Origin of the sequence: Marinobacter iranensis (assembly GCF_029207565.1) — a bacterium.
GTDB classification, from domain to species: Bacteria; Pseudomonadota; Gammaproteobacteria; order Pseudomonadales; family Oleiphilaceae; genus Marinobacter; species Marinobacter iranensis.
The window spans coordinates 16,809-39,428 of sequence record NZ_JANCMW010000019.1; the positions used below are offsets into that span (position 1 = coordinate 16,809).

Genomic DNA, 22,620 nt, shown 5'->3' on the forward strand with positions numbered 1-22,620 from the left:
CTCTTTCGTGCTAAGTTGGTTACTGCTATCCCCGGCGTGAACTGTCTAACTTTGAGTTTACTTCATCGTATTCTGGGCTTGCCTGACCTATCTCTGGAGCAATTTCCCCGCTAATGAGCCAAAGGCTGTACTGCGGATACAGCATCTTTATCACTTCCAGTTCGTTGGTGCTCATTCGTACACCTTTATAGAGCGGAGCTTTCCACTTGGAGTTACCGATCTCACCTGACTGCGCCAGTTGGTCAAATAATGACCTCCATTACTGACATTCAAAGTCCGTTCTTGAATGTTTCGGATTAAGACCATGATAGACGAACAACTGGTGGAGCGCATTAAGGACCTGAATTGGCCGCCACTGATGGACTGGCGTGAATTCGCCGCTTGGGTCCGTGTAGACCACGGAGTAGTAGAAGGGTGGGTTAAGCGCTGCCACATCCCGACTTACAAAATCGACCGCCAACCGCGTGGTCAACATCCCCCGTCTCTTGGAACACATGGAAGCAGAGGAGATTTGAAGATGAAGCGCCTAAACGAAGCCGGTGAAATAGTAAAGCTGTTTGTAGAGCTCCGTTGTCCTACAGCGCATCCGTTCTCGTAAAGTGCCGGGACGTTTGCCGCACATTGCCCGCCGTGTAGGAAAAATGGAGTTAATTATGTCGATAGTACTGCTAAAAGACCCTAAAGCGGTCAAAACTCACCGTTGTTGACAGGGGTGGAGTCGAACCCCCGCCCCCGACGTACGAGACCTGTAGGTAAAATACATAGGCGGTTAGAACTACTCGTTCAACATATTCCTCGTGGCATTAGAAGACCGTGATCGTCAAGTGGGCAATTGTCAATATTTATACAAGCTCCTATTTTTTTATGAGATTTCCTTTCAACTCGAAAAAACCACTCGGTTCGATATTCAACCTGAAAGAGTACTGACCAGGCGTGAACTTTGGGTTGTAAAATAGAGTTCGGTCATCGAATCCTTCATATAACTGGCTTAGCGGTGTCGACCTTATTTCTTCACAAAGCTTTTCGTAATGTAGCTTTTGTTTTTCCTTTACGTGGGAAATCAAAATTTCGCAAATATTTTTTACATCCTCCCAGAGATCTTCGTTAATAAAATTAATTCTTACATGCCTAGGTTCCTCAATATGAAGGATAGAGGGAGTGTCTCCATTTGGATATAATGCTACTAGGCAAAGAGAGGTTTCGCCGAATCCATCGTAATGAGCAATATATTTATGTCGCATTTTTATTATTCTTTCATGCGTCTTTAAATATTTATTTGGTATTAGGGTTTTCTCTAATTTTATTCGACCACTGGTAAAACATCGGCCGTAATTTACCACCCCGCTAATGAAATGGGCACTTATGTTTTCTTGAGTTTCATCATCAACTATTTTTTTTCTATATTTTTTTAGGTAATTTGCACTTTTTATACAGCGACTCAATACCACTTCAATTGAACTGTATCCGATAAAAAGCTTTGAATGTTTGGTTTCATACTTGACGGCAAAAAGGTTGTTCCCATCGAGTTGGATACATTTTGGATGTTTTTTGAAGTCTAGTGGAGTAAATTTCTTGGTCAAAGCTGAAATCTCCATTCACAGAAAGGCTGAGTTTCCACCAATTTTACCCATTGATTCCCAGTTTCAGAAACGGGTCCTTGAATTTGCGTTGCCAGGTCTAAGGCGACTGTTTGACTCTTGTTGGTAGGTGTTCAGGTCAGCCTAAGAGAACGGGATTTTCAACATCCCACCAACTGGCCCACATTCCTCGGCACATCCTTGCAAGTCACTACATGTTGAACGGAGGGGATATCCCGGCCCTTCAGCGGATACTTGGTCACGCCCATATTATAATGACTAGGCGCTACGCGCACTTGTCACCGGATCACATGGAATCAGCAATGAGATTGTCCCCAATGAGTAACCTCGGGGGACAAAAAGGGGACAACAACGAAAAAAGGGCTACAGCGTGAACTGTAACCCTTTAAATCTTGGTAGCAAGGGGCGGAGTCGAACCGCCGACCCCGGCATTATGAGTGCCGTGCTCTAACCAACTGAGCTACCTTGCCATCGCTTCACCAATGGAAGCGGCGCGTATCTTATGGTTGAGGGTGTGGGCTGTCAAGAGCCTGGTATGCGTCCCGATTCCCTCCCTGGCCTGTCTTTGGTGTTTCTCGCCTGAAAAACCTTTTCTAAACAACAGTCTAAAAGGCCCGTACTGGCAGGGGCGGGTTTTCAATTCTTTCCGCAATTGTTGCCAGTTATTCATGTGCAAGCCTTGAAGTGCAAATGTGAATGATGGTTAAATGCAAATGATTGTCATTCATTGCCCACGGATGGTACGCCATGAGTTCGTTCAGACATGAATTGGATCAACAGGCTCAAAACCTCGGAACCCTGCGGTCGGTTAGCGTAACCGGCCTGCCTGGCTGGGAGGGCCGCCTTGCGGCGGCTTATCGGCAGTACCGAAAGCCGTTGGTGGATACCGCCCAGTCGCTGCTTGGCTGCAGGGCGCGGGCGGAGGATGTGGTGCAGGAGGCGTTCCTGAAGGTCTGGGACCAGGGCTTCGCCGACAACGTCAGGGACGAGGGGCGCTTTCTGCACCGGGTGGTGCGCAATCTCGCCATCGACCGGCTTCGCCGGCTGGCGCTGGAAAACCGGTTCAGTACCTGTGATGCCGATGTGGAGCAGGTACCGGGGCCGCTGTCGGCCTCGCCGGAACGGCAACACGCTGGAACCCAGGCGCTGCAGGGCGCGATTACCGCGCTGGCGGAACTGCCCGGCCGGGTGCAGAAGGTGCTGCTGCTCAGCCGTGTGGAGGGCTGGACCCAGCGGGAGGTGGCCCGGTCCCTCGGTGTGTCTCCCACGCTGGTTAATTTCATGCTGAAGGATGCCCTGCAGCATTGCCGCACCAGCCTGAACCAATCCTTTCTTTTTTGAATCAGCAATAGGGACTGTTGTTAATGAGACTGATCCGTTTGGTGTTTAGTCATAACCCGGGCGCGCTGACGTTCGCCCTTTCCCTCAGCATCCTGAGTGCGCTTCTGAGCATCGGGGTTGTGGCGTTTATCAATGAACGTCTGGTGTCGGCGAGTGATGGCAGCGCCGGTTTGCTTTGGCAGTTTGCCGGTTTGCTGGTGGTGTTGCTGGTGATTGCCTCCTATGCCCAGGTGGCGTTGACGGCGCTTGGTCATCGTTTTGTCTATGGCCTGCGGCGATCACTGGTGAAGCGGGTTCTGGATACCGGCATCGAACGCCTGGAGGAGATTGGTGGGGCCAACATCCTGGCAAGCCTGTCCAGCGATATTCGCAATATCACCCTGGCGTTCGTCAACCTGCCACAACTGGTTTACGGGTTGGGCCTGAGTGTGGCGGCCTTTACCTACCTGGCGTTCCTGTCCCTGCCGTTGTTTGCCATGACGCTGTTATGGATGGCGGTCACCGTTGCCGTGGGGTGGGGCCTGGTGAATGCCCTGAGTCGTCATCTCCAGCAGCTCCGCGAGTCGGAGGACCGCATCTATCAGGATTATGAGGCGGCGATTGAGGGGCGAAAGGAGCTGGCCCTCAACCGTGATCGCGCCCGCCGCTACTACGAGGACGAGTTTGACCGTAGCGCTGAGACCTATCGCCAGCATGTCACCCTGGCGGACCGTTACCACAGCATTGCCAGTAACTGGGCCAATATCATGGTGCTCGGCACGATTGGCCTGGTGTTTTACCTGGTGAACGGCCTGGGCTGGGCGGCAATGCCTGTTGCGTCCACCTACGCCCTGACCATTCTTTTTATGCGCACGCCCCTGGTCTCCGCCGTGGCGTCGTTGCCCGCCATGCTGTCGGCCCGGGTGTCGCTGGATAAGCTCGACTCCCTGGCGTTGGCGGAATACCGGCCCGGGTTTGAGGATGCGGCCCGTGATCCCACCGGTGAGTGGCAGGAGCTGGAGATGAGTGGGGTGCAGTATCGCTATCCGGTTCAGCATGGTGAGCCCGGGTTTGATGTCGGGCCCATCGATCTCACGATCCGTCGTGGCGAGATCATCTTCCTGGTGGGGGGTAACGGCAGCGGCAAGTCCACGCTGGCCCGCTTGCTGTCTGGCCTCTATCTGCCCCATCACGGCAACCTGAAAATGGATGGCCGGGCCCTGCAGCCCGATGACTGGAGCAGCTACCGCCGCCTGTTTGGTTCCGTGTTCACGGATTTCTTCCTGTTTGACCAGCTCATTGCCGAGCACGGCCAGGACGCAGACCCGGCGAACGTGCATTACTGGCTTGGGCGGCTCCGTATGGAGGACAAGGTGAGGGTGGCGGGCAGCCGCCTGCAGGATACCCGGCTGTCCCAGGGGCAGCGGAAACGGTTGGCGCTGTTGCTGGCGCTGCTGGAGAAGCGGGACATCCTGTTGCTGGATGAATGGGCTGCCGACCAGGACCCGGTCTTCCGCCGGCTTTTTTACCGCGACCTCCTGCCGCAGATGAAAGCCCGGGGCAAAACCATCTTCGCCATTACCCACGACGACCGGTATTTCCACCAGGCGGATCGGCTGCTGAAGATGGAAAGCGGCCAGTTGACCGAATTGTCTGTGGAGCAGCGCCAGCAGTCGCGTCACGACGCCATGCAGATGATCGGTGAAACACCTGTCAGTGAGACTTTTTCCGACCAGGCCTAAACAACGGGCTGCTTTGTTCGTCTTTATGTAAATGAGAATTATTTGCTTCGTTAGCCGGGTGTGCCGGGTCTTCAGGCAATCTTTTCGCAAACAATGAATACGGGAGTAAAGGTGATGAGCCACATGCATGATTTTCTCGGCGTGGGTTTCGGCCCGTCGAATCTGGCGCTGGCAATAGCGACACAGGAGTATGCCGAGGGTGCCTGCTCACCCGATGTCTGTTTTCTGGAGCGCAAGCCGGCGTTCAACTGGCATGAGGGGATGCTGATTGATGGCTCCACCATGCAGATTTCGTTTCTCAAGGACCTGGCCACGCTGCGTAACCCGCAAAGCCGTTTCACCTTCATCAATTACCTGAAGGAGCAGGGGCGGCTGGAAGACTTCATCAACATTCAGACGTTCTTTCCCACCCGGGAGGAATACAACGACTACCTGCAGTGGGCGGCCGGTCATTTCGAGGACCGGGTGCATTACGGCCAGGATGTCGAGGGTGTTAAGCCTTGCTTCATTGATGGCCAACTGGCGGGGTTCGAGGTGCTCTCCCGCCGCGCCGGTGGCGAACTGGAAAGCCGCAGGGCCCGCAACCTCGTGCTGGGCATGGGTGGTGCGCCCCAGGTTCCGCAGGCGTTTGAAGGCGTGAGTGACCCGCGAATCGTGCATTCCTCCCAGTATCGTGGCCGTATTGATACGTTGCTGGCGGACAGGGGGCGCAGGGCCCGGGTTGCGGTTGTCGGGGGTGGCCAGAGTGCGGCGGAGATTTTCGAGGACCTGACCCAGCGCTTCCCACAGGTGGACGCTTCGATGATCCTGCGCGGCACGGCCCTGAAGCCCTCCGATGACAGCCCCTTCGTCAATGAAATATTCAACCCTTCCTTCATCGACCAGATCTACCAGCAGCCCAGGGCGCGCCGTATTGAGCTGCTTGGCGAGTTCCGCAACACCAACTATGCCGTGGTGGACCTGGAGTTGATCGAGCGCATTTTCCAGCTTTTCTACCTCCAGAAACTGCGTAACGAAGACCGTCACCAGATGCTGGCGCGCCGGGACATCGCCCGGGTTGAAACCGGCGAGACAGGCGTGCGCCTGACCTTGCGTAACCTCGCGGATGACAGTCTGCAGGAGCAGGGGTTCGATGCGGTCATCCTGGCCACCGGTTATCGCCGTAACCAGCACCACGACCTGCTCGCAGGCCTCGGTGACCACCTGGAGAGCCTTACGCCGGACCGCCAGTATTGCCTCAATCTGCGTAACAGCGACGCCCGGATTTACCTGCAGGGCTGTTGCGAGACCACCCATGGCCTGAGTGACACCCTGTTGTCTGTTCTCGCCGTTCGTTCCCGCGAAGTCCTCGAGTCCATTCTTGAGCGACCGGGAGTCGGGCGTCCTGCCATTGCCGATCAGAAGGCCCGCGCCGCATCCATGGTGTGAGGGTCCAAAGGAATGCTTCCGGGGTTTCACGGCCCCGCGAAGATATGTGTTCTGAAATCATGCAGGTGACAAGATGAGCCTACACGCGGAGCGGTTCCCGAATTTCGCCGATGTCCTTCGTTTTTATGCCGAAACGCGGCCCCAGGCGCCCGCTATTCGACAATTGGTGTCGGACCACGCGCCGCCTGTGGTGACAAGTTACAGCGAGCTCCACCAGCGGGCACTTGCACTGGCGGGGTATCTGCAGGAAGAGCTGGGGCTGGCAGCGGGCGAGCGTTGCCTGTTGATGCTGCCGGGGGGAGCGGATTTCGCGGTTTCCTTCTTCGCTTGTTTCTACGCGGGGATTATCGCGGTACCGGCCTACCCGCCGGAGCGCGGCCGACAGGCTTACCTTGACCGGCTGGGCGGGATGATCTCGGATGCAAAACCGCTGGTCGTCCTTGCGCTGGGTGAAGACGTCGAACGTTACCAGGCCCGCCTGGCGCCACTGATGCCAACGGAGGGGCGGCTTGTGGCCGTGGACCGGGTGGATAGCCGGTGGCAGAGCGAATGCTCCCCGGTGCAGCCGGGCGATCATGACCTGGCGTTCCTGCAGTACACCTCGGGCTCAACCTCCGCTCCCAAGGGTGTGATGGTGTCCCATGCCAACCTGATAGCCAATGAATACACCATGGCGAAGGCGTTCCAGGCCACGGACGAGGATGTCTGGATGACCTGGCTGCCGTTGTTTCATGACATGGGGTTGATGTCGGGGCTGTTGCTGCCGATTCTCCATGGCCACTGCGCCAACATGATGACGCCGCAGTTTTTCCTGGCACGGCCCGCGCGTTGGCTGGAGGCCATCAGCAAGTACAGGGTCACCTGCTCCGGCGGTCCGGATTTTGCCTACCTGCTCTGCGCCTGGCGGGTGCCCGACGAGCAATTGCAGGGCCTGGACCTGTCCCATTGGCGGCTGGCTTTCACGGGTTCTGAACCCATTCGCCCGGACACCCTGGAGCGGTTTGCCAGTCGTTTGGCGCCCTTTGGTTTTCAAAGGGATGCTTTTGCACCCAGCTATGGCCTGGCGGAAGCCACGCTGTTTGTAACCTCCCATGGTTTCAACGGCGACTTCGAGACCCGGACCTTTGAACCCGAAAAACTGGCCACTGCCGGCCTCAGCAGTGCCCACCAGCCCAGCCGGCTGGTGGGTTGCGGCGGAACCTATGGTGATGACGAGGTTCGTATCGTCGACCCGCAAACGCGGGAAACGGTCCAGGACGGCCAGGTGGGTGAAATCTGGGTGAGCGGCCCCAGCGTGGCCAAGGGCTATTGGGAGAAACCCGAAGCCACGGCCAACACCTTCGTGCAATGGCAGGGCGGCCGCTGGCTGCGCAGTGGCGACCTGGGGGTTATCGAGGGTGACCATCTTTACGTGGCCGGCCGCCAGAAAGACGTGATTATCGTTAATGGCCAGAACCTGTACCCACAGGATATCGAGCGCACCCTTGAGCAGGAGATCGAACTGCTGATGCCGGGGCGGCTTGCGGCATTCGCGACCACCGATGGCCAGGGCGCCGAGTGTGTTGGCCTGGCCCTTGAAGTGGGGCGTGCCACCCGCAGGATGGTTCAGCCGGCAGTGATCTGTTCCACCATCGCCGAGACCATGAGCGATGCGATCGGTATTGCGCCCCAACTGATTCTGCTGCTAGAGCCCAAGACCCTGCCACGCACTACCAGCGGCAAGCTTCAGCGTGCGGCCTGTCGGCATGGCTGGGAGCAAGGTGAACTGTCCGTGTTCGCCGGTTGGCAAGATGGGCGGATGCTCGACGAGAACGCGGAGGACCTCTCCACCACGGAGTCTTCCCTGGTGCCGGAGGTGCTGGCCGCCTGGCGGGCCATGCTGGGCCGTGACGACCTGGGCTCCGACGCCCATTTCTTTACCATGGGGGGAGACTCGGTAGCGGCCATGCAGATGCTTGCCCGCGTGGAGCGGGACCTGGGCCTCACCATCGCCCCGGCGATCCTGTTTGAGCACCCACGCCTGGGTGATTTTTCGGCGTGGGTCGCCCGGCAGGGAAGGGATGCCTCGGGGGTTGAGCCCATTGCGGCCTGCCCGGATGATGCCGAACCCCTGCAATCCTTCGCCCAGCAGCGGCTCTGGTTCCTCGACCGCCTGGAGGGGGATTCCAGTGCCTATCACCTGTGCGGTGAGTGGCAATTCCGGGGCGAACTCAATAGCAGTGCGCTGCAGCGCAGCCTGGATGCATTGGCCGAACGCCACGAAAGCCTGCGTACGGTCTTCACCGAAACCGAAGACCATCGGGCCCTGCAGCAGGTGCAACCAGCGGCTTCCGTGCCAGTTCAGGTTCACGACCTCTCCGCGGAGGCCGATCCGGAGACGGCCCTGGACGGCCTGAGCCGGCACCTTGTCAGCCAGCCCATGGATCTGGAGAAAGGGCCGCTCTGGCAGGCGCACCGGGTCAGTCTGGCGGAGGGGGATCACCGCCTGATATTGGTCATACACCATATCATCGCCGACGGTTGGTCAGCCCAGGTTCTGGTGAAGGAATTCGCGCAGTTGTACACCGCTTTCGCCGAAGGGCGGGAGCCTGAATTGCCTGAACTGCCTGTCAGCTACACGGATTTTGCCTACTGGCAGCGACAGCGTCTTGACTCGGGAGAGGCTGAGCGCCAACTGGGCTGGTGGAAGCAACAACTGGGGGGCGAACAGCCAGTGCTGGAGCTTCCAACTGACCGGCCGCGCCCGGAATCACAGAGCCATCGCGGGGCGCGGGTGGCATTTACCTTCCCGGCGGAGCTGAGTGAACGGCTTCGCCAACTGGCCCGGGGCCATGGGGCAACGCTGTTCATGGTGATGCTGGCTCTCTACAAGACCCAGCTTTACCGCTATTCCGGCCAGCGTGACCTGCGGGTGGGGGTTCCCGTCTCCGGTCGTTCACGCCCGGAAACCGAGGGGCTGGTGGGGCTGTTCGTCAACACCCTGGTGTTGCGCAGCCAACCTTCGGCGGGGCAGGGCTTTACCGATTTTCTTGCCGCAGTCAGGGACACCACCCTGGGGGCCCAGGCCCATGCCGACTTGCCGTTCGAGCAACTTGTGGACGCGCTGCAGCCGGAGCGCAACCTGCGTTACAACCCCCTGTGCCAGGTCAAGTTCACCCAGCAGTTTCCCATGCCGCAGCAGCTGGCGTTACCGGGTGCCGAGCTGTCCATGCGCCAGCGGGATGACGATACCGCGCACTTTGACCTGGGGCTGGACATCACCGACCAGCCTGATGGCATCCACGGCGTGCTCACCTATGCCTGTGACCTGTTCGATGCCGCGCGCATACAGCGCTTCGCCGCTGAACTGGTCAACCTCGCCGAACAGGTTGCCGCTGCCCCGGAACGGGCGCTGGGCGAGCTGACGCTGCTGGCAGCACCGTCTGTGCTCGAGGGGGAGAACGAACGTTTTCCCGCATCCGATGTGCTTACCCTCTGGCGTGCCCACATCCGGGACAGCGCCCCACGGCCGGCCCTGCAATATGAGGACGAGGCTTACGACTACGCCTGGCTGGAGGCGCAATCCAACCGCCTGGCGCGAGCGCTGAAAGGGCAGGGTGTAGGGGCTGAAACCCGAGTCGGGGTCTGCCTGGACCGGTCACCGGTATTTGTAGTTGGTGTAATCTCGGTGCTGAAGGCCGGCGGCGCCTTTGTGCCCCTGGACCCCAAGTGGCCGGCGGAACGCAAGGCGTTTGTATTGAACGATTGCCAGGCGGCCCTGTTGCTGGCGGATGAGCCAGTGGCCGGTTACCGGGGGCCACGGCTTGGCTTTGGCCCTGATGCGGACTGGCGCGGGCAGCCCTCGGGCTCCCTGGACACCCGGGTGGAACCCGGCCAGGCGGCTTACCTAATCTACACATCCGGCACCAGCGGCACCCCCAAGGGTGTGGTGGTCAGCCACGGCGCCCTGGCCAACTACGTCCAGGGCATGCTGAAGACGCTGGCACCGTCGGCCGAAGCCAGTATGGCCATGGTGTCCACGGTGGCGGCGGACCTGGGCCACACCACCCTGTTCGGTGCGCTGTGCAGCGGGCGGACCCTGCATTTGCTCAGTGCCGATCGGGTAATGGATGCCGAGGCTTTTGCCAGCTACATGGACCGGCACCGGGTGGCGGTCCTCAAGATCGTACCCACTCACCTGGCGGGGTTGCTGCAGGTGGACAATCCGGCGCGGGTGCTGCCAACCGACCTCCTGGTGCTTGGCGGCGAAGCGCTGTCCACGAACCTGGTGAACAGGGTGCGCGAGCTGCGGCCGGAATGTCGTGTGGTCAATCACTACGGCCCGTCGGAGTCCACGGTTGGCGTATTGACCACCGAGGTAGGCGGGGAAGACGGCGCAATCGTCCCGATTGGCCGGCCGCTACCCAACATCCACGCCCGGGTGATGAACGACGAACGGCTGTTGCTGCCCCAGGGTGCGGTGGGGGAGCTGGTCCTTGGCGGTGCCGGTTTGGCCCGCGGCTACCTGGGCCGGCCGGAGCAAACCGAACAGGTCTTCTTCTCCGACCCGCAACAGCCAGGGCAACGACTGTACGCCACCGGCGACAGGGCGAGCCTGCTGGCGGACGGGCGGCTGACCTTTCACGGGCGTCAGGACGACCAGGTCAAGGTGCGGGGTTATCGCGTATCCCTGGGGGAGATCGCCTCGCGCCTGTGCAACAACGACGTTGTCTCCGATGCCCATGTACAACTGGACGATCAGGGAAAACTCGTTGCCTATGTCATCGTTGATGGGTCAGCCAGCTTCGACGCCGAGGCTGTAAGAACGGCTCTGTCAGAGCAGTTACCGGACTACATGGTGCCTGCACATATTCTGCCGCTGGCGACATTCCCGCTGACCGGCAACGGCAAGCTGGACCGCAAGGCCCTGCCGGAGCCTGAGCGCCAGGGCGACACCTTCATGGCACCCCGTGAAGGTGTCGAGGCGGCTCTGGCGGAACTCTGGCAGGCACTGCTGCACGTGGAACAGGTGGGGCGTCACGACAACTTCTTCAGTCTGGGTGGTGATTCCATCATCAGTCTCCAGGTGATTGCGCGGGCGCGTAAGCAGGGTATCCGGCTGACGCCCAAGCAGTTGTTCGAGAAGCAGTCTATCGCCGAACTGGCGCAGGTGGCCGAGGTGCAGGAAGTCGCGGCGCCGGTTACCAAGGGGGCGGAGTCTGGCCACACCTTCCCGCTGACCCCGATCCAGGCACGCTTCCTCCGTCAGCCCATCGAGGCCCGTCATCACTGGAACCAGGCGCTGCGTTTCGAAGTTCGTACGCCACTGGATACCGCCGCCCTGCGCGAAGCGCTGGCCGGGGTAGTGGCCCATCACGGCAGCCTGCGGTTGCGTTTCCGTCGGGACGGCCAGGGGCAGTGGCTGCAGAGCCTCGGCAAGATGGACCACGCCGAAGACCTGCTAAACGTTGTGGAAGCCGACGATGAATCCGTCCTGCTGGAGCGGTTCGAAGCGGCCCAGGTCAGCCTGGACCTGGAGAAGGGGCCGCTGTTGCGAGCGGTTCTGGCCAGCCTGCCGGGCCAGCGCCAGGTCCTGCTTATGGCCGTACATCATCTCGCCATCGATGGGGTTTCCTGGCGCATCCTGCTGGAAGACCTGCAAACCGCCTACCGGCAACGGGCCAAAGGCCAGGCGGTCAGCCTGGATCAACCGGCGGCCCATTTCCATCACTGGGCACAGTACCTGACCGACCTGGCTGCGAAGGACGCACTGGCCAGCGAACTGGCCTACTGGCAGTCGTTCAGTGCCGAAGAGGCGGCGTTGCCCTGTGACAATCCGGCAGGCACGGCCCGGGTTTGCGATAGCGACCGGGTTGGCTTTGTGCTGGATAAGGACGCAACCCGGCGACTGCTCCACGAGGCACCCGCCGCCTACCGCACCCGGATCAACGACTTGCTGCTGACGGCCCTGGGAAGGGCTCTGCGCCAGTGGTCCGGCCGTGCCCGTAATGTGATTACTCTGGAGGGGCATGGCCGCAGTGGTCCGGATGATGCCCCGGATGTCAGCCGCACGCTTGGCTGGTTTACCAGCCTCTATCCGGTGGCCCTGGAATCCGGTGATGACATCCTCGCGGATCTTAAACGTACCAAGGAGAGCCTGCGTGCGGTGTCCAGCCAGGGGTTGGGATACGGCGTTCTCAAGTACCTTCGCGGCGAGGACCTGGAGGAACTGACCGGGGCCGGCCTGACGTTCAACTACCTGGGGCAGTTGGATAGTACCGGTGACAGTCCCCTGGCGCTTGATTCCGGACCAACCGGGGCTGCCCGCACGGGTAACGGCCCCCTGGCCAATTCGCTGGTGGTGGACGGCCAGGTGCGGGGCGGACAACTGTGCCTGGACTGGACATACAGCCGTGAGCGGTTCCGCCGTGAACAGGTGGAAAACCTGATGGCGCTTTACCGTGACGCCCTCAAGGGGCTGATCGAACAGTGTTGCGACCAGCCTGGCGGCCTTACCCCGTCCGATGTGCCCCTGGCGCAACTGGACCAGCAGGCCCTGGATCGCCTGTCCAATCCCGACAATATCGAAGACATATTGCCGCTGGCTCCGATGCAGGAAGGTATCCTGCTGCACAGCCTGCTGGAGCAGGGCAGTGGCATCTACCTGATGCAGGATCAGTATGAGGTTGGAGCCGAGGTTGATTTCGAGGCCTTCAGGGCCGCCTGGCAGAATGTGGTCCAGCGTCACCCGATGTTGCGCACGGCTTTTCATGGCCTGGATGACGGTGTCCAGCACCAGATCGTATACCGCCGGGTCGCTTCGCCGGCTCAGTTCATCGATCTGGAACATATGGATCGACACGGTGCCGAGGCCGAACTGGATGCCCTGCTGGCCCGGGAGCGCGAAGAGGGCTTTGATTTCACCCGCCCACCCCTATTGCGGGTTCGGCTGGTGCGTTTCGGGCCGGCGGACTACCGCATTGTCCAGAGCCACCACCATGCCCTGATTGACGCCTGGTGCCGGGGGTTGATGCTGGCTGAGTTCTTTGACGATTACCGCGCCCTGGTGGCGGGCAGCACACCACAAACGCCACCGGCGCGTCCGTATCGTGATTTTATCGCCTGGCTGCAGAACCAGGACGAGGCCCCGGCGCGCACCTTCTGGCAGGAACAGTTGGCCGGCTTCACGGAGATCACTCCACTGCCCTACCAGCAAGGCAGCTTGCCCGCTGCCGGTATCGAGGATGTCACCCTGGTACTGGACGCCGGCGAGACGGCGCAACTGGCCGAACGGGCCAGGCAGCACCAACTCACCATTAACACCTTCATGCAGGCCGCATGGGCGTTGTTGCTGATGCGCCACGGCGGGGTCGACGAAGCCCTTTTCGGGGTCACTGTGGCCGGGCGTCCTGCCGAACTGGACGGCATCGAGGAAACCCTGGGGCTGTTCATCAACACCCTGCCGCTACGCATTACCGCAGAAGGCCCGGCCCAGCCCGGTGTGGACTTCCTGCACCGCCTGCAGGGCGTCAACGCCGCCATGCGCCAGCATGAGCACCTGTCCCTGGCTGAAGTCCAGAACCTGGCGCCGGTGCGCCGGGGAGAGGGGCTGTTCGACAGCCTGTTTGTGTTCGAGAACGTGCCCATGGGGCCGGAAGTGCAGCAGGCAGCCGCCGAGTACCGGATCGAACCGCTGGCCAACCGGACCCACACCAACTATCCGCTGACCGTGGTGGTGCTGCCCGGGGATGCTTACCAACTGCAGTTCAGCTTTGATCGCGCCCGATTCCGCTCGCGGGACATGAACGCCCTGCTTCGACAGTACCGACAGATACTGCGCCAGTTGATTGCGGAGCCGGAGCAGCCACTGCACCGGATACAGTTACTGTCGGGCAGTGAGCGCGGCGATGTCATGGCTCTTGGTCAGGGTGCGCAGGTACCGGACTGGACCGCATTGAGCTACCTGGAGCGCTTTGAGGCCTGGGCACTGGTAGCGCCGGAGCGTGAGGCGGCCCGCTGCATGGGAAGCAGCCTGAACTACGCAGAACTCAACCGCCAGGCAAACCGCATCGGGCATGGCCTGATTGCCGCAGGCGTGGAACCGGACCAGGTGGTAGCGCTCTACGCCCCCCGGGGCTTGGAGTTGCTGGCCATGATCCTGGGCGCGTTCAAGGCGGGAGGCGCTTACCTGGCCCTGGATGAACGCCATCCCCCGGGCCGCAGTGCCCGCATGCTGGAAAACAGCGGCGCCCCGGTGCTGCTCGTGCCGGAGGCCAGCAAGGCGGAGGCAGAAGCGGTGTTGGCCGAGACCGACAAGCCCCCCCGCGTGCTTACCCTTGAAACATTGCTGAGGAACGGTCAGGACAATAATCCGGGCCGTTATCCGGCCCTCGACCAGTTGGCCTATGTGATCTTCACCTCCGGGTCCACCGGCGAGCCCAAAGGCGTGATGGTGAACCACCAGGGCATGCTGAACAACCAGCTCTCGAAAGTGCCCTACCTGGAGTTGGGTGAGGGCGATGTTATCGCCCAGACAGCCGCGACGGGTTTCGATATCTCGGTCTGGCAGTTCCTCACCGCGCCCCTGTTTGGCGGCCGTGTGGAGATCATTCCGGATGAGATCACCCACGATCCCCAACGGCTGGTTGAAACCGTGTCCGAAACCGGCGTTACGGTGCTGGAGGCCGTACCGGCCGTGATTGAGGGCATGCTGGGGATCGCCGCACAGCCCCTCAATCATCTGCGCTGGCTGTTACCGACCGGTGAAGCCCTTGGGCGCGAGCTGGCGCAGCGCTGGTTTCGCCGTTACCCATCGATTCCGCTGGTCAATGCCTATGGCCCGGCCGAGTGTGCCGACGACGTCGCCCTGCATTGCCTGAAGGATGAAGCCGATGCACTAGGCTCGATCCCGATTGGTTCCGCCACGGACAACAATCGCCTCTATGTACTGGACGCCAACCTGGAACTGGCGCCAAGCGGCACGGTGGGCGAACTGTATGTGGGTGGCACCGGCGTCGGGCGCGGCTACGCCGGCCGCCCGGAACTGACGGCCGAACGCTTCCTGCCCGACCCCTTCGGTGAGCCCGGCGCGCGCCTCTACCGCACGGGGGACCTGGCGCTGTGGAATTCGGATGGCCTGCTGGAATACGCCGGCCGTGCCGATTTCCAGGTGAAAATCCGTGGCCAGCGTATTGAGCCGGGCGAAATCGAGTCGGCCCTGCTGGCCTGCGGCGGCATTCGCCAAACGGTGGTGGCGGCCAAGGCCACGAACCACGGCCCGCAACTGGTGGCCTACCTGGTACCCGAGGACACCGTCCACCTGGAAACCGAAAGCCTGAGGGACCGCCTGGCCGCCGAATTGCCCGCGGTTATGGTGCCCACTCACTTCGTGGTGCTGGATCGTCTGCCCCTGAACGCCAACGGCAAGCTGGACCGCAAGGCCCTGCCGGAACCCCAGTTGGAGGTCCGCCAGTACGAGGCCCCGGAGGGTGAGCTGGAGCAACAGTTAGCCGCGCTCTGGCGGGACCTGCTGCAGGTGGAAAGGGTGGGGCGCCACGACTCTTTCTTTGAACTGGGCGGGCACTCGCTGCTGGCGACGCGGCTGCTGTCGCGTATCCGCGAGCACATTGGCGTGAACGTACCGCTGGCAGAGGCTTTTGAGGCCACCACGGTGGCGGCCATGGCGGTGGTGATTGAACGGTTGCAGGGGCAAACCCTGGACCAGGGGCGTCTGGATGACCTCGACGCCCTTATGAACGAACTGGAGGAGATCGACTGATGCAGGATAATGCGATGCCACTGGCGCGCCGTTTTCTCAGGCTGGACAAGGACAAGCGGCGGGTCTTTCTTCGCAAACTGCAGGAGCAGGGGCTGGATCTTTCGTCCCTGCCCATCCCCTCCGGAGAGGCCGGTGACTGCAGCCCGGCCTCTTTCTCCCAGCAGCGGCTCTGGTTTATTGAACAACTGGAACCAGGCAATAGCGCCTATCACCTGCCGGGAGCGGTGAGGCTGGAAGGCACCCTCGATACAACCGCATTGCAGAGCGCTTTCGACATCCTGGCCGAGCGGCACCACAGCCTGCGAACGGGGTTCTCCGTCGATGGGCAGGGCGAGCCGCAACAGCAGATCCTGCCCTCGGGGCCGGTCCCTGTTCAGCAACTGGAAGCCACATCAGAGGAGGACGTGCTCGCCCTGGCCCGGGCGCATTCCCGCAGCCCCTTTGATCTGGAGCGCGGGCCACTCTGGCGGGTGGCGCTGGTGCGAGTGGGTGAGCGTGACCACCGCCTGTTATTGTGTCTGCATCACATCATCGCCGACGGCTGGTCAATCCAGGTATTGCTGGCCGAATTTGCCCAGTGCTACCAGGCAGCGCTTGCCGGCAGGGAGCCGGACCTGGCCCCACTGCCGCTGCAATATCAGGACTTCGCCCTCTGGCAACGTCGCGCGCTGGAGGCGGGTGACGGCGAAGCCGACCTGGCCTATTGGACGCGGCGTTTGGGTGACAAGCCCCCGGTGCTTGAGCTGCCTGCGGACCGCCCCCGCCCGGCCCAGCAGAGCTTTCGGGGTGCACGCCATGTGTTTGCCCTGGAGCCATCCATCGCTGATGGGCTCAGACACCTGGCCCGCAGCCGCGGCACCACCCCGTTTTCGGTCATACTTGCGGCTTACAAGGTGCTGCTCTATCGGCTGAGCGGCCAGGATGACCTGAGCGTTGGCGTGCCCATTGCCGGGCGTAACCGCGCTGAAACAGAGGGCCTGATCGGCTTTTTTGTGAATACCCAGGTGCTGCGCTCCGGCATGGAGGGCGACGAGCCGTTCGACAGCCTGCTGGAGCGGGTAGGGCAAACGGCGCGGGATGCACAGGCTCACCAGGCATTGCCCTTTGAACACCTGGTGGAGCAACTGCAGCCTGAGCGCAGCCTCAGCCACAACCCATTGTTCCAGGTGCTCTACAACCACCAGCAGCGGGAGGGTGAACGCTTTCAGCTGGCGCCGGGCCTGGCCGCGGAAGTACTGCCCCAGGACAGTGGCACGGCGCAGGTCGATCTTGCGCTGCATACCTGGGAATTCCCGGACGGCGGACTGTCCGGGAACTGGAACTACGCCACGGACCTGTTTGACGCAGCGACCATCGAGCGCCTGCACCAGCGTTTCGAACGCCTGCTGATGCAGATCGTTGAGCAGCCGGGTTGCGCCATTGGCGACTACGATCTGCCAGACGAGTTCGACCGGAAACAGCTTGCGGCCTGGAACGACACGGCTGTCGACTACGGAACGCCGGAGCCGGTGCAACGGCTGTTCGAACGCCAGGCCAACCGGCATCCGAACCGGGAGGCCCTGGTATTCGGTGACAGACGCCTGAGCTACGCAGAGTTGGACCAGGCCGCCAACCGGTTGGCCCATTACCTGATCGGGCAGGGCGTTGGTACCGGCAGCCTGGTGGGCGTGGCCGCCGAGCGTTCCGTTGAAATGGTGGTGGCGCTATACGCCGTGATGAAGGCCGGCGCCGCCTATGTGCCTGTTGATCCCGAGCATCCTCGGGCCCGCCAGGAGCAGGTGCTGTCCGATGCCGGGGTGGACCTGTTACTGACACACGGCCCAGTGGTGGACAGCCTGCCAGACCTGGGCGAGGTCACCGTATTGAACCTCAGTGCCCTGGACCTGTCGGACCAGCCCGCCACAACCCCCGAGGTAAGCTTCCACCCCGAACAACGTGCCTACGTGATCTACACCTCCGGTTCCACCGGGCGGCCCAAGGGCGTGGCCAACACCCATGCCGCGTTGTACAACCGGCTGCAGTGGATGCAGTCGGCCTATGAGCTGGGCGAGGATGACACCGTCCTGCAGAAAACCCCCTACAGTTTCGACGTGTCGGTGTGGGAGTTTTTCTGGCCATTGATGGTGGGCGCCCGCCTGGTGGTGGCGGCTCCGGGGGAGCACCGGGAACCCGCGAAGCTGCTGGAGACGATTGCGCGGGAGCGGGTGACCACCATTCACTTCGTCCCTTCCATGCTGTCGGCTTTCCTGGCCCAGGACGATCTTTCGGGGTGCGCATCCTTGCGCCGGGTTGTGTGCAGCGGCGAAGCCCTACCCAGGGATTTGCAGGACCAGGCACTGGAACGTCTGCCCCAGGCGAACCTGTACAACCTCTACGGCCCCACCGAGGCCGCTATCGACGTCACTCACTGGACCTGCGGTGCGGATACTCGCAACCTGATTCAAACCGTTCCCATCGGGCGCCCCATCGGCAACCTGCGGATCCACATCCTCGACAGCCGCCTGAAGCCGCAACCAGCAGGCGTGCCGGGGGAGCTTTACATCGGGGGCGCCGGCCTGGCCCTGGGCTATCATGGCCAGCCGGCCCTGACAGCGCAAAGCTTCATTCCCAGCCCTTTCGCCAGGGGTGAACGTCTCTATCGCAGTGGCGACCTGGCCCAATGGGGCGCCGACGGCAACCTCGAATACCTGGGGCGGATCGACCATCAGATTAAACTGCGGGGCCTGCGAATTGAGCTGGGCGAAATCGAATCCGTCCTGCGGGCCTGCCCCGGCGTAGGCGAGGCGGTGGTGATCGCCCGCCGGCTCGGTGGCAGCGAGCAACTGATTGGCTACCTGCAGGGCAGGGGACTGGACATCGAGGATGTCCGCACGGAACTGAAGAAACAGCTGCCGGATTACATGGTGCCGGCGCACCTGGTGGCGCTGGAGGCGTTCCCGCTCTCGGCCAACGGCAAGCTGGACCGCAAGGCATTGCCGGACCCGGAGCCGGACATTGCCGAATACGAAGAACCTCGGGGCGACACTGAACAGACACTGGCAGCGCTCTGGCAGGACGTGCTGGGTGTGGCTCAGGTTGGCCGCCACGATAACTTCTTTGCCCTGGGTGGCGACTCCATCCTCAGCCTGCGCATCATCGCCAAGGCGAGGGCTGCCGGCCTCGAACTCACACCCCGTGACCTGTTTGAACGCCAGACCGTGGCGGACCTGGCGCAGGCAGTCCGTACCCTTGAAGAGGCCGTCGAGCAGTGTGTGTATATGGGCAGGGACATTCCCCTGACGCCAATCCAGCACTGGTTCTTCAACCAGGCCCTGGTTCAACCCTCCCACTGGAACCAGTCACTGCTGCTGGCCACGGATGAGCCGCTGGACACGGCAGCATTGCGCCAGGCCCTCACCACACTGGTGGACCACCACGATGCCCTGCGCCTGGGTTTCCGGGAGGCGGCGGGACAGTGGCACCAGCAGTACCGGCCGGAGAGCGGGGCTGAAGATATGCTCTGGGTCCGTGACACGGATGCCGAAGGGCTTGGAGACGTCTGCGACGGTGCCCAGGCTAGCCTGGACATCGTAAATGGCCCGCTGCTTAGGGCGGTGCAGGTGCGCCTCGCCGAGGGTGGCGAGCGCCTGTTGCTGGTCATCCATCACCTGGCGGTGGACGGCGTTTCCTGGCGTATCCTGCTGGACGACCTCACTCAGGCCTATCATCAGGCCCGGAACGGCCAGGAGCCGGGCCTGGGCCCCAAGGGTACGCCGTTCCAGGCCTGGTCCGAGCGCCTGGCCGAAAACTTTGCCGGGGAAGCCCTGGCGGCCGAACGCGCCTACTGGTCCAGCCTCCCCACACCACGACCGCTGCCCTGTGAGAATCCGGACGGTGAAAACACGGTTGCCCACCTGCGCCGGCAGACCCTCTCGCTGCCCGAAGCGCAAACCCGGGAATTACTGGAGCAGGCGCCCCGGGTCTATCGAACACAGATCAATGACCTGCTGCTGACCGCCCTGGGCAGGGCACTGAGACAATGGACGGGCAGCGCCGAGAACCTGGTCGCACTGGAAGCCCATGGCCGTGAAGACCTTTTCGAAGGCCTGGACCTGAGCCGTACCGTGGGTTGGTTCACCAGCCTGTACCCGGTGGCCCTTAACAGCGGCGAAGACCTGGCCGAGAGCCTCAAGACCATCAAGGAGCACCTGCGCGGTGTGCCCAATGGCGGAATCGGTTACGGATTGCTGCGCTTCCGCGACGGCGATCGCGAATTGCCCGATGTTTCCGATACCCTGTTGTTCAACTACCTGGGCCAGGTGGATGGTGGCACCAATGGCCTCCTGTCGCTGGCGGAGGAATCGCCGGGGACAACGCGCGCGCCCGATGCACCATTGGGCTTCGAACTGTCCCTGGACGGGCAGGTTCGCAACGGCAGGCTGGAACTGGTGTGCAGCTATAGCGGTGCCCGCCACCGGGATACGGTCATCGAACAATTCCTCGCGGGCTACGGCGAGGCCCTGAATGCCATCCTTGAGCTGTGCCGGCAGAGCGCCGGCCTGACTCCGTCGGACGTGCCCCTGGCGGCGCTGGACCAGGCGGCCCTGGACGCGTTACCCGCGCCGCCGCGGGAAATCGACGATATCCTGCCGCTCACACCGATGCAGCAAGGCCTGCTGTTCCATAGCGAGTTGGGCGGTTCGGCGGACCTGTACGTCAACCAGGTGTCGGTCACCATCGACAACCTGCCCGTGGAGGGCTTCAAGGTTGCCTGGGCGGACGCGATCCGCCGTCATCCCATTCTGCGGGCGGCCTTTATCCATGCCCCGGGCACCCAGGCGCCGCTGCAACTGATCCACCGCCAGGCGGAACTGACCATCCGTGAGCTGGACTGGCGTGACGTCCGGGCCGGGGGGCTCGATGCCCTGTGCGAACTGGAAAAGACCACACCGTTTGACCTGGCCCAGCCACCGCTCATGCGGCTGGTTCTGGTGCGCCTGGACGAGCGCCGCTGGCAGATGGTCTGGACACTGCACCACATCCTGCTGGACGGCTGGAGCAGTGCCGCCCTGCTGAGCGAAATCCTGCAGCAGACCCTGGGCCGGCAGGCGGAAACGCCGGCGCGTTATCGGGATTATTTCCAGTGGCTGGCCAATCGCGATGCCGAGCAGACCGAGAGGTTCTGGCGCCACCAACTGGCCGGCGTCAACGAAGCCACCCGCCTGGCACCGCTGCTGGCGCCCCGGAACAAGGTTGTGACAACAACTGACGTGGCTGGGGAAGAGGTGCTGGTACTTGACCGGCAACGCCTGGAAGCCTTTGCCCGTTCCCGGCACCTGACACTGAATACCCTGGTCCAGGCGGTCTGGACCCTGATCCTCCAGCGCTACAGCGGCCAGCGCCAGGTTACTTTCGGGGCCACCGTGGCCGGGCGCCCGGCGGGCGTGCCGGGCATGGAGCGGCAACTGGGCCTGTTCATCAATACCCTTCCCGTGGTCCAGGCGCCCGCGCCGGATCAGCGGGTAAGTGAGTGGCTGGGCGAATTGCAACAGCACAATCTGGCCCTGCGTGAGCACGAACACACACCTCTTTACCAGATCCAGCGGATAGCCGGGCAATCCGGGCAGGAGCTGTTCGACACGCTACTGGTGTTCGAGAATTTTCCGGTTGATGCGGCACTGCGTGGCGGCGGTGATGAGGTCCATACCAGCGAACTGCGGGTCAGTGAACGCACACATTACCCCCTGAGTGTCGCCGTGGAAGCGGGTGACGATCTGGTGCTGCACCTGCACTACCGGGCGGATCTCATCGATCGCGACCGAGTCACCGCCCTGGCCGGCCATGTCCGGCAATTGATGATGGCGATCTGTGAACAGGCGGACCAGCGGATTGGCAGCCTGCTGTTGCTGGCCGAGCAGGAGCAGGTGATCTGGAACGACTGGAACCACCCGGCCCACCCACCGGTGGACCCACGGCCGATTCCATCGTTGATTGCGGAGCAGGCGCGCCAGCGCCCTGATGCGATTGCCGTGGTCCACGGCGAGGATCGCCTGACCTTCGCCGAGTTCGACAGCCGCGCCAACCGCCTGGCCCACTGGCTGCTGGGGCAGGGCGTGGGGGCCGAAAGCCGCGTGGGCGTGGCCCTGGAGCGGGGCATGGAGATGCTGGTGGCGCTGTACGCCGTGCACAAGGCCGGGGGCGTTTACCTGCCCCTGGACCCGGACTACCCGGCGGAACGGGTGCGCTACATGCTGGCGGACTCTGGCGCTTCGTTGCTTCTCAGCCACGACGCCGCCCTGGACCGGCTGCCGTCGGTCGAGGGTGTCGAGACCGTGAACCTGGATCACCTGGACGTAAGTCGTGAGCCGGGCGCCGTCCCGGACGTCTCGATCCATCCGGAGCAACTGGCCTACCTCATCTACACCTCCGGTTCCACCGGCAAGCCCAAGGGCGTGGCGGTGCCCCACGGCGCCCTGTCCATGCACTGCCAGACCATCGGCGCCCGCTATGGCCTGACCCCGGACGACCGGGAACTGCACTTCCTGTCCATCAGCTTCGACGGCGCCCACGAACGCTGGCTGACCGCGCTCAGCCACGGCGCCCGCATTGTCTTGCGGGACCAGGCCCTGTGGAGTGTGCAGGAGACCTACGACTGCCTCCTCAACGAAGGCATCACCGTGGCCGCCTTCCCGCCCAGCTATTTGCGCCAGTTGGCGGAATGGGCGGAACTCAAGGGCCAGCCGCCGGGCGTGCGGATCTACTGCTTTGCCGGGGAAGCCTTCAGCCGCCAGATGAT

At 62.1% G+C, this 22,620-nt stretch carries 8 protein-coding genes and 1 tRNA gene; 6 read left to right on the forward strand and 3 right to left on the reverse strand.

Going from position 1 to position 22,620, the window contains the following annotated elements; all coding sequences use genetic code 11:
- Positions 1-25: 25 nt before the first annotated feature.
- Positions 26-175 carry a hypothetical protein gene (locus NLU14_RS20745; protein ID WP_338040813.1) on the reverse strand — a complete coding sequence of 50 codons (150 nt, stop codon included), beginning with the start codon at positions 173-175 and terminating at the stop codon, positions 26-28.
- A gap of 679 nt (positions 176-854) precedes the next feature.
- Positions 855-1,580 (reverse strand): hypothetical protein, encoded by a 726-nt coding sequence (locus NLU14_RS20750; protein ID WP_275710201.1) that lies wholly within the window; start codon positions 1,578-1,580, stop codon positions 855-857.
- A gap of 212 nt (positions 1,581-1,792) precedes the next feature.
- Between NLU14_RS20750 and NLU14_RS20755 the strand changes: the two genes are divergently transcribed.
- Positions 1,793-1,972: a hypothetical protein gene (locus NLU14_RS20755; RefSeq protein ID WP_275710215.1), complete on the forward strand. Its 180-nt coding sequence runs from the start codon at positions 1,793-1,795 to the stop codon at positions 1,970-1,972.
- Between the two features lie 19 nt (positions 1,973-1,991).
- Here NLU14_RS20755 and NLU14_RS20760 read toward each other — a convergent pair.
- Positions 1,992-2,068 (reverse strand) — tRNA-Met (locus tag NLU14_RS20760).
- Between the two features lie 277 nt (positions 2,069-2,345).
- Between NLU14_RS20760 and NLU14_RS20765 the strand changes: the two genes are divergently transcribed.
- The 5 genes from NLU14_RS20765 to NLU14_RS20785 form a co-directional block, all read left to right on the forward strand.
- Positions 2,346-2,939, forward strand: a complete 594-nt coding sequence (locus tag NLU14_RS20765; RefSeq protein WP_275710203.1) for a sigma-70 family RNA polymerase sigma factor — start codon at positions 2,346-2,348, stop codon at positions 2,937-2,939.
- A gap of 23 nt (positions 2,940-2,962) precedes the next feature.
- Positions 2,963-4,660 carry a multidrug ABC transporter permease/ATP-binding protein gene (locus NLU14_RS20770; protein ID WP_275710205.1) on the forward strand — a complete coding sequence of 566 codons (1,698 nt, stop codon included), beginning with the start codon at positions 2,963-2,965 and terminating at the stop codon, positions 4,658-4,660.
- 123 nt (positions 4,661-4,783) lie between these two features.
- On the forward strand, positions 4,784-6,088 hold the full coding sequence (locus NLU14_RS20775; protein ID WP_275710207.1) for a lysine N(6)-hydroxylase/L-ornithine N(5)-oxygenase family protein: 1,305 nt from the start codon (positions 4,784-4,786) through the stop codon (positions 6,086-6,088).
- Positions 6,089-6,161: 73 nt separating this feature from the next.
- Entirely contained in the window at positions 6,162-15,845 is a 9,684-nt protein-coding gene (locus tag NLU14_RS20780) for a non-ribosomal peptide synthetase (RefSeq protein WP_275710209.1), read from the forward strand.
- Positions 15,845-22,620, forward strand: a 6,776-nt coding sequence (locus tag NLU14_RS20785) for a non-ribosomal peptide synthetase (RefSeq protein ID WP_275710211.1), incomplete at its 3' end; no start/stop codon positions are given. The genes NLU14_RS20780 and NLU14_RS20785, both read left to right, overlap by 1 nt.

Coding starts and splice junctions, on each gene's coding strand:
- NLU14_RS20780 (WP_275710209.1), top strand. CDS start 6,162: ATGAGCCTACACGCGGAGCGGTTCCCGAATTTCGCCGATGTCCTTCGT.
- NLU14_RS20765 (WP_275710203.1), top strand. CDS start 2,346: ATGAGTTCGTTCAGACATGAATTGGATCAACAGGCTCAAAACCTCGGA.
- NLU14_RS20770 (WP_275710205.1), top strand. CDS start 2,963: ATGAGACTGATCCGTTTGGTGTTTAGTCATAACCCGGGCGCGCTGACG.
- NLU14_RS20775 (WP_275710207.1), top strand. CDS start 4,784: ATGCATGATTTTCTCGGCGTGGGTTTCGGCCCGTCGAATCTGGCGCTG.
- NLU14_RS20755 (WP_275710215.1), top strand. CDS start 1,793: ATGTTGAACGGAGGGGATATCCCGGCCCTTCAGCGGATACTTGGTCAC.
- NLU14_RS20745 (WP_338040813.1), bottom strand. CDS start 175: ATGAGCACCAACGAACTGGAAGTGATAAAGATGCTGTATCCGCAGTAC.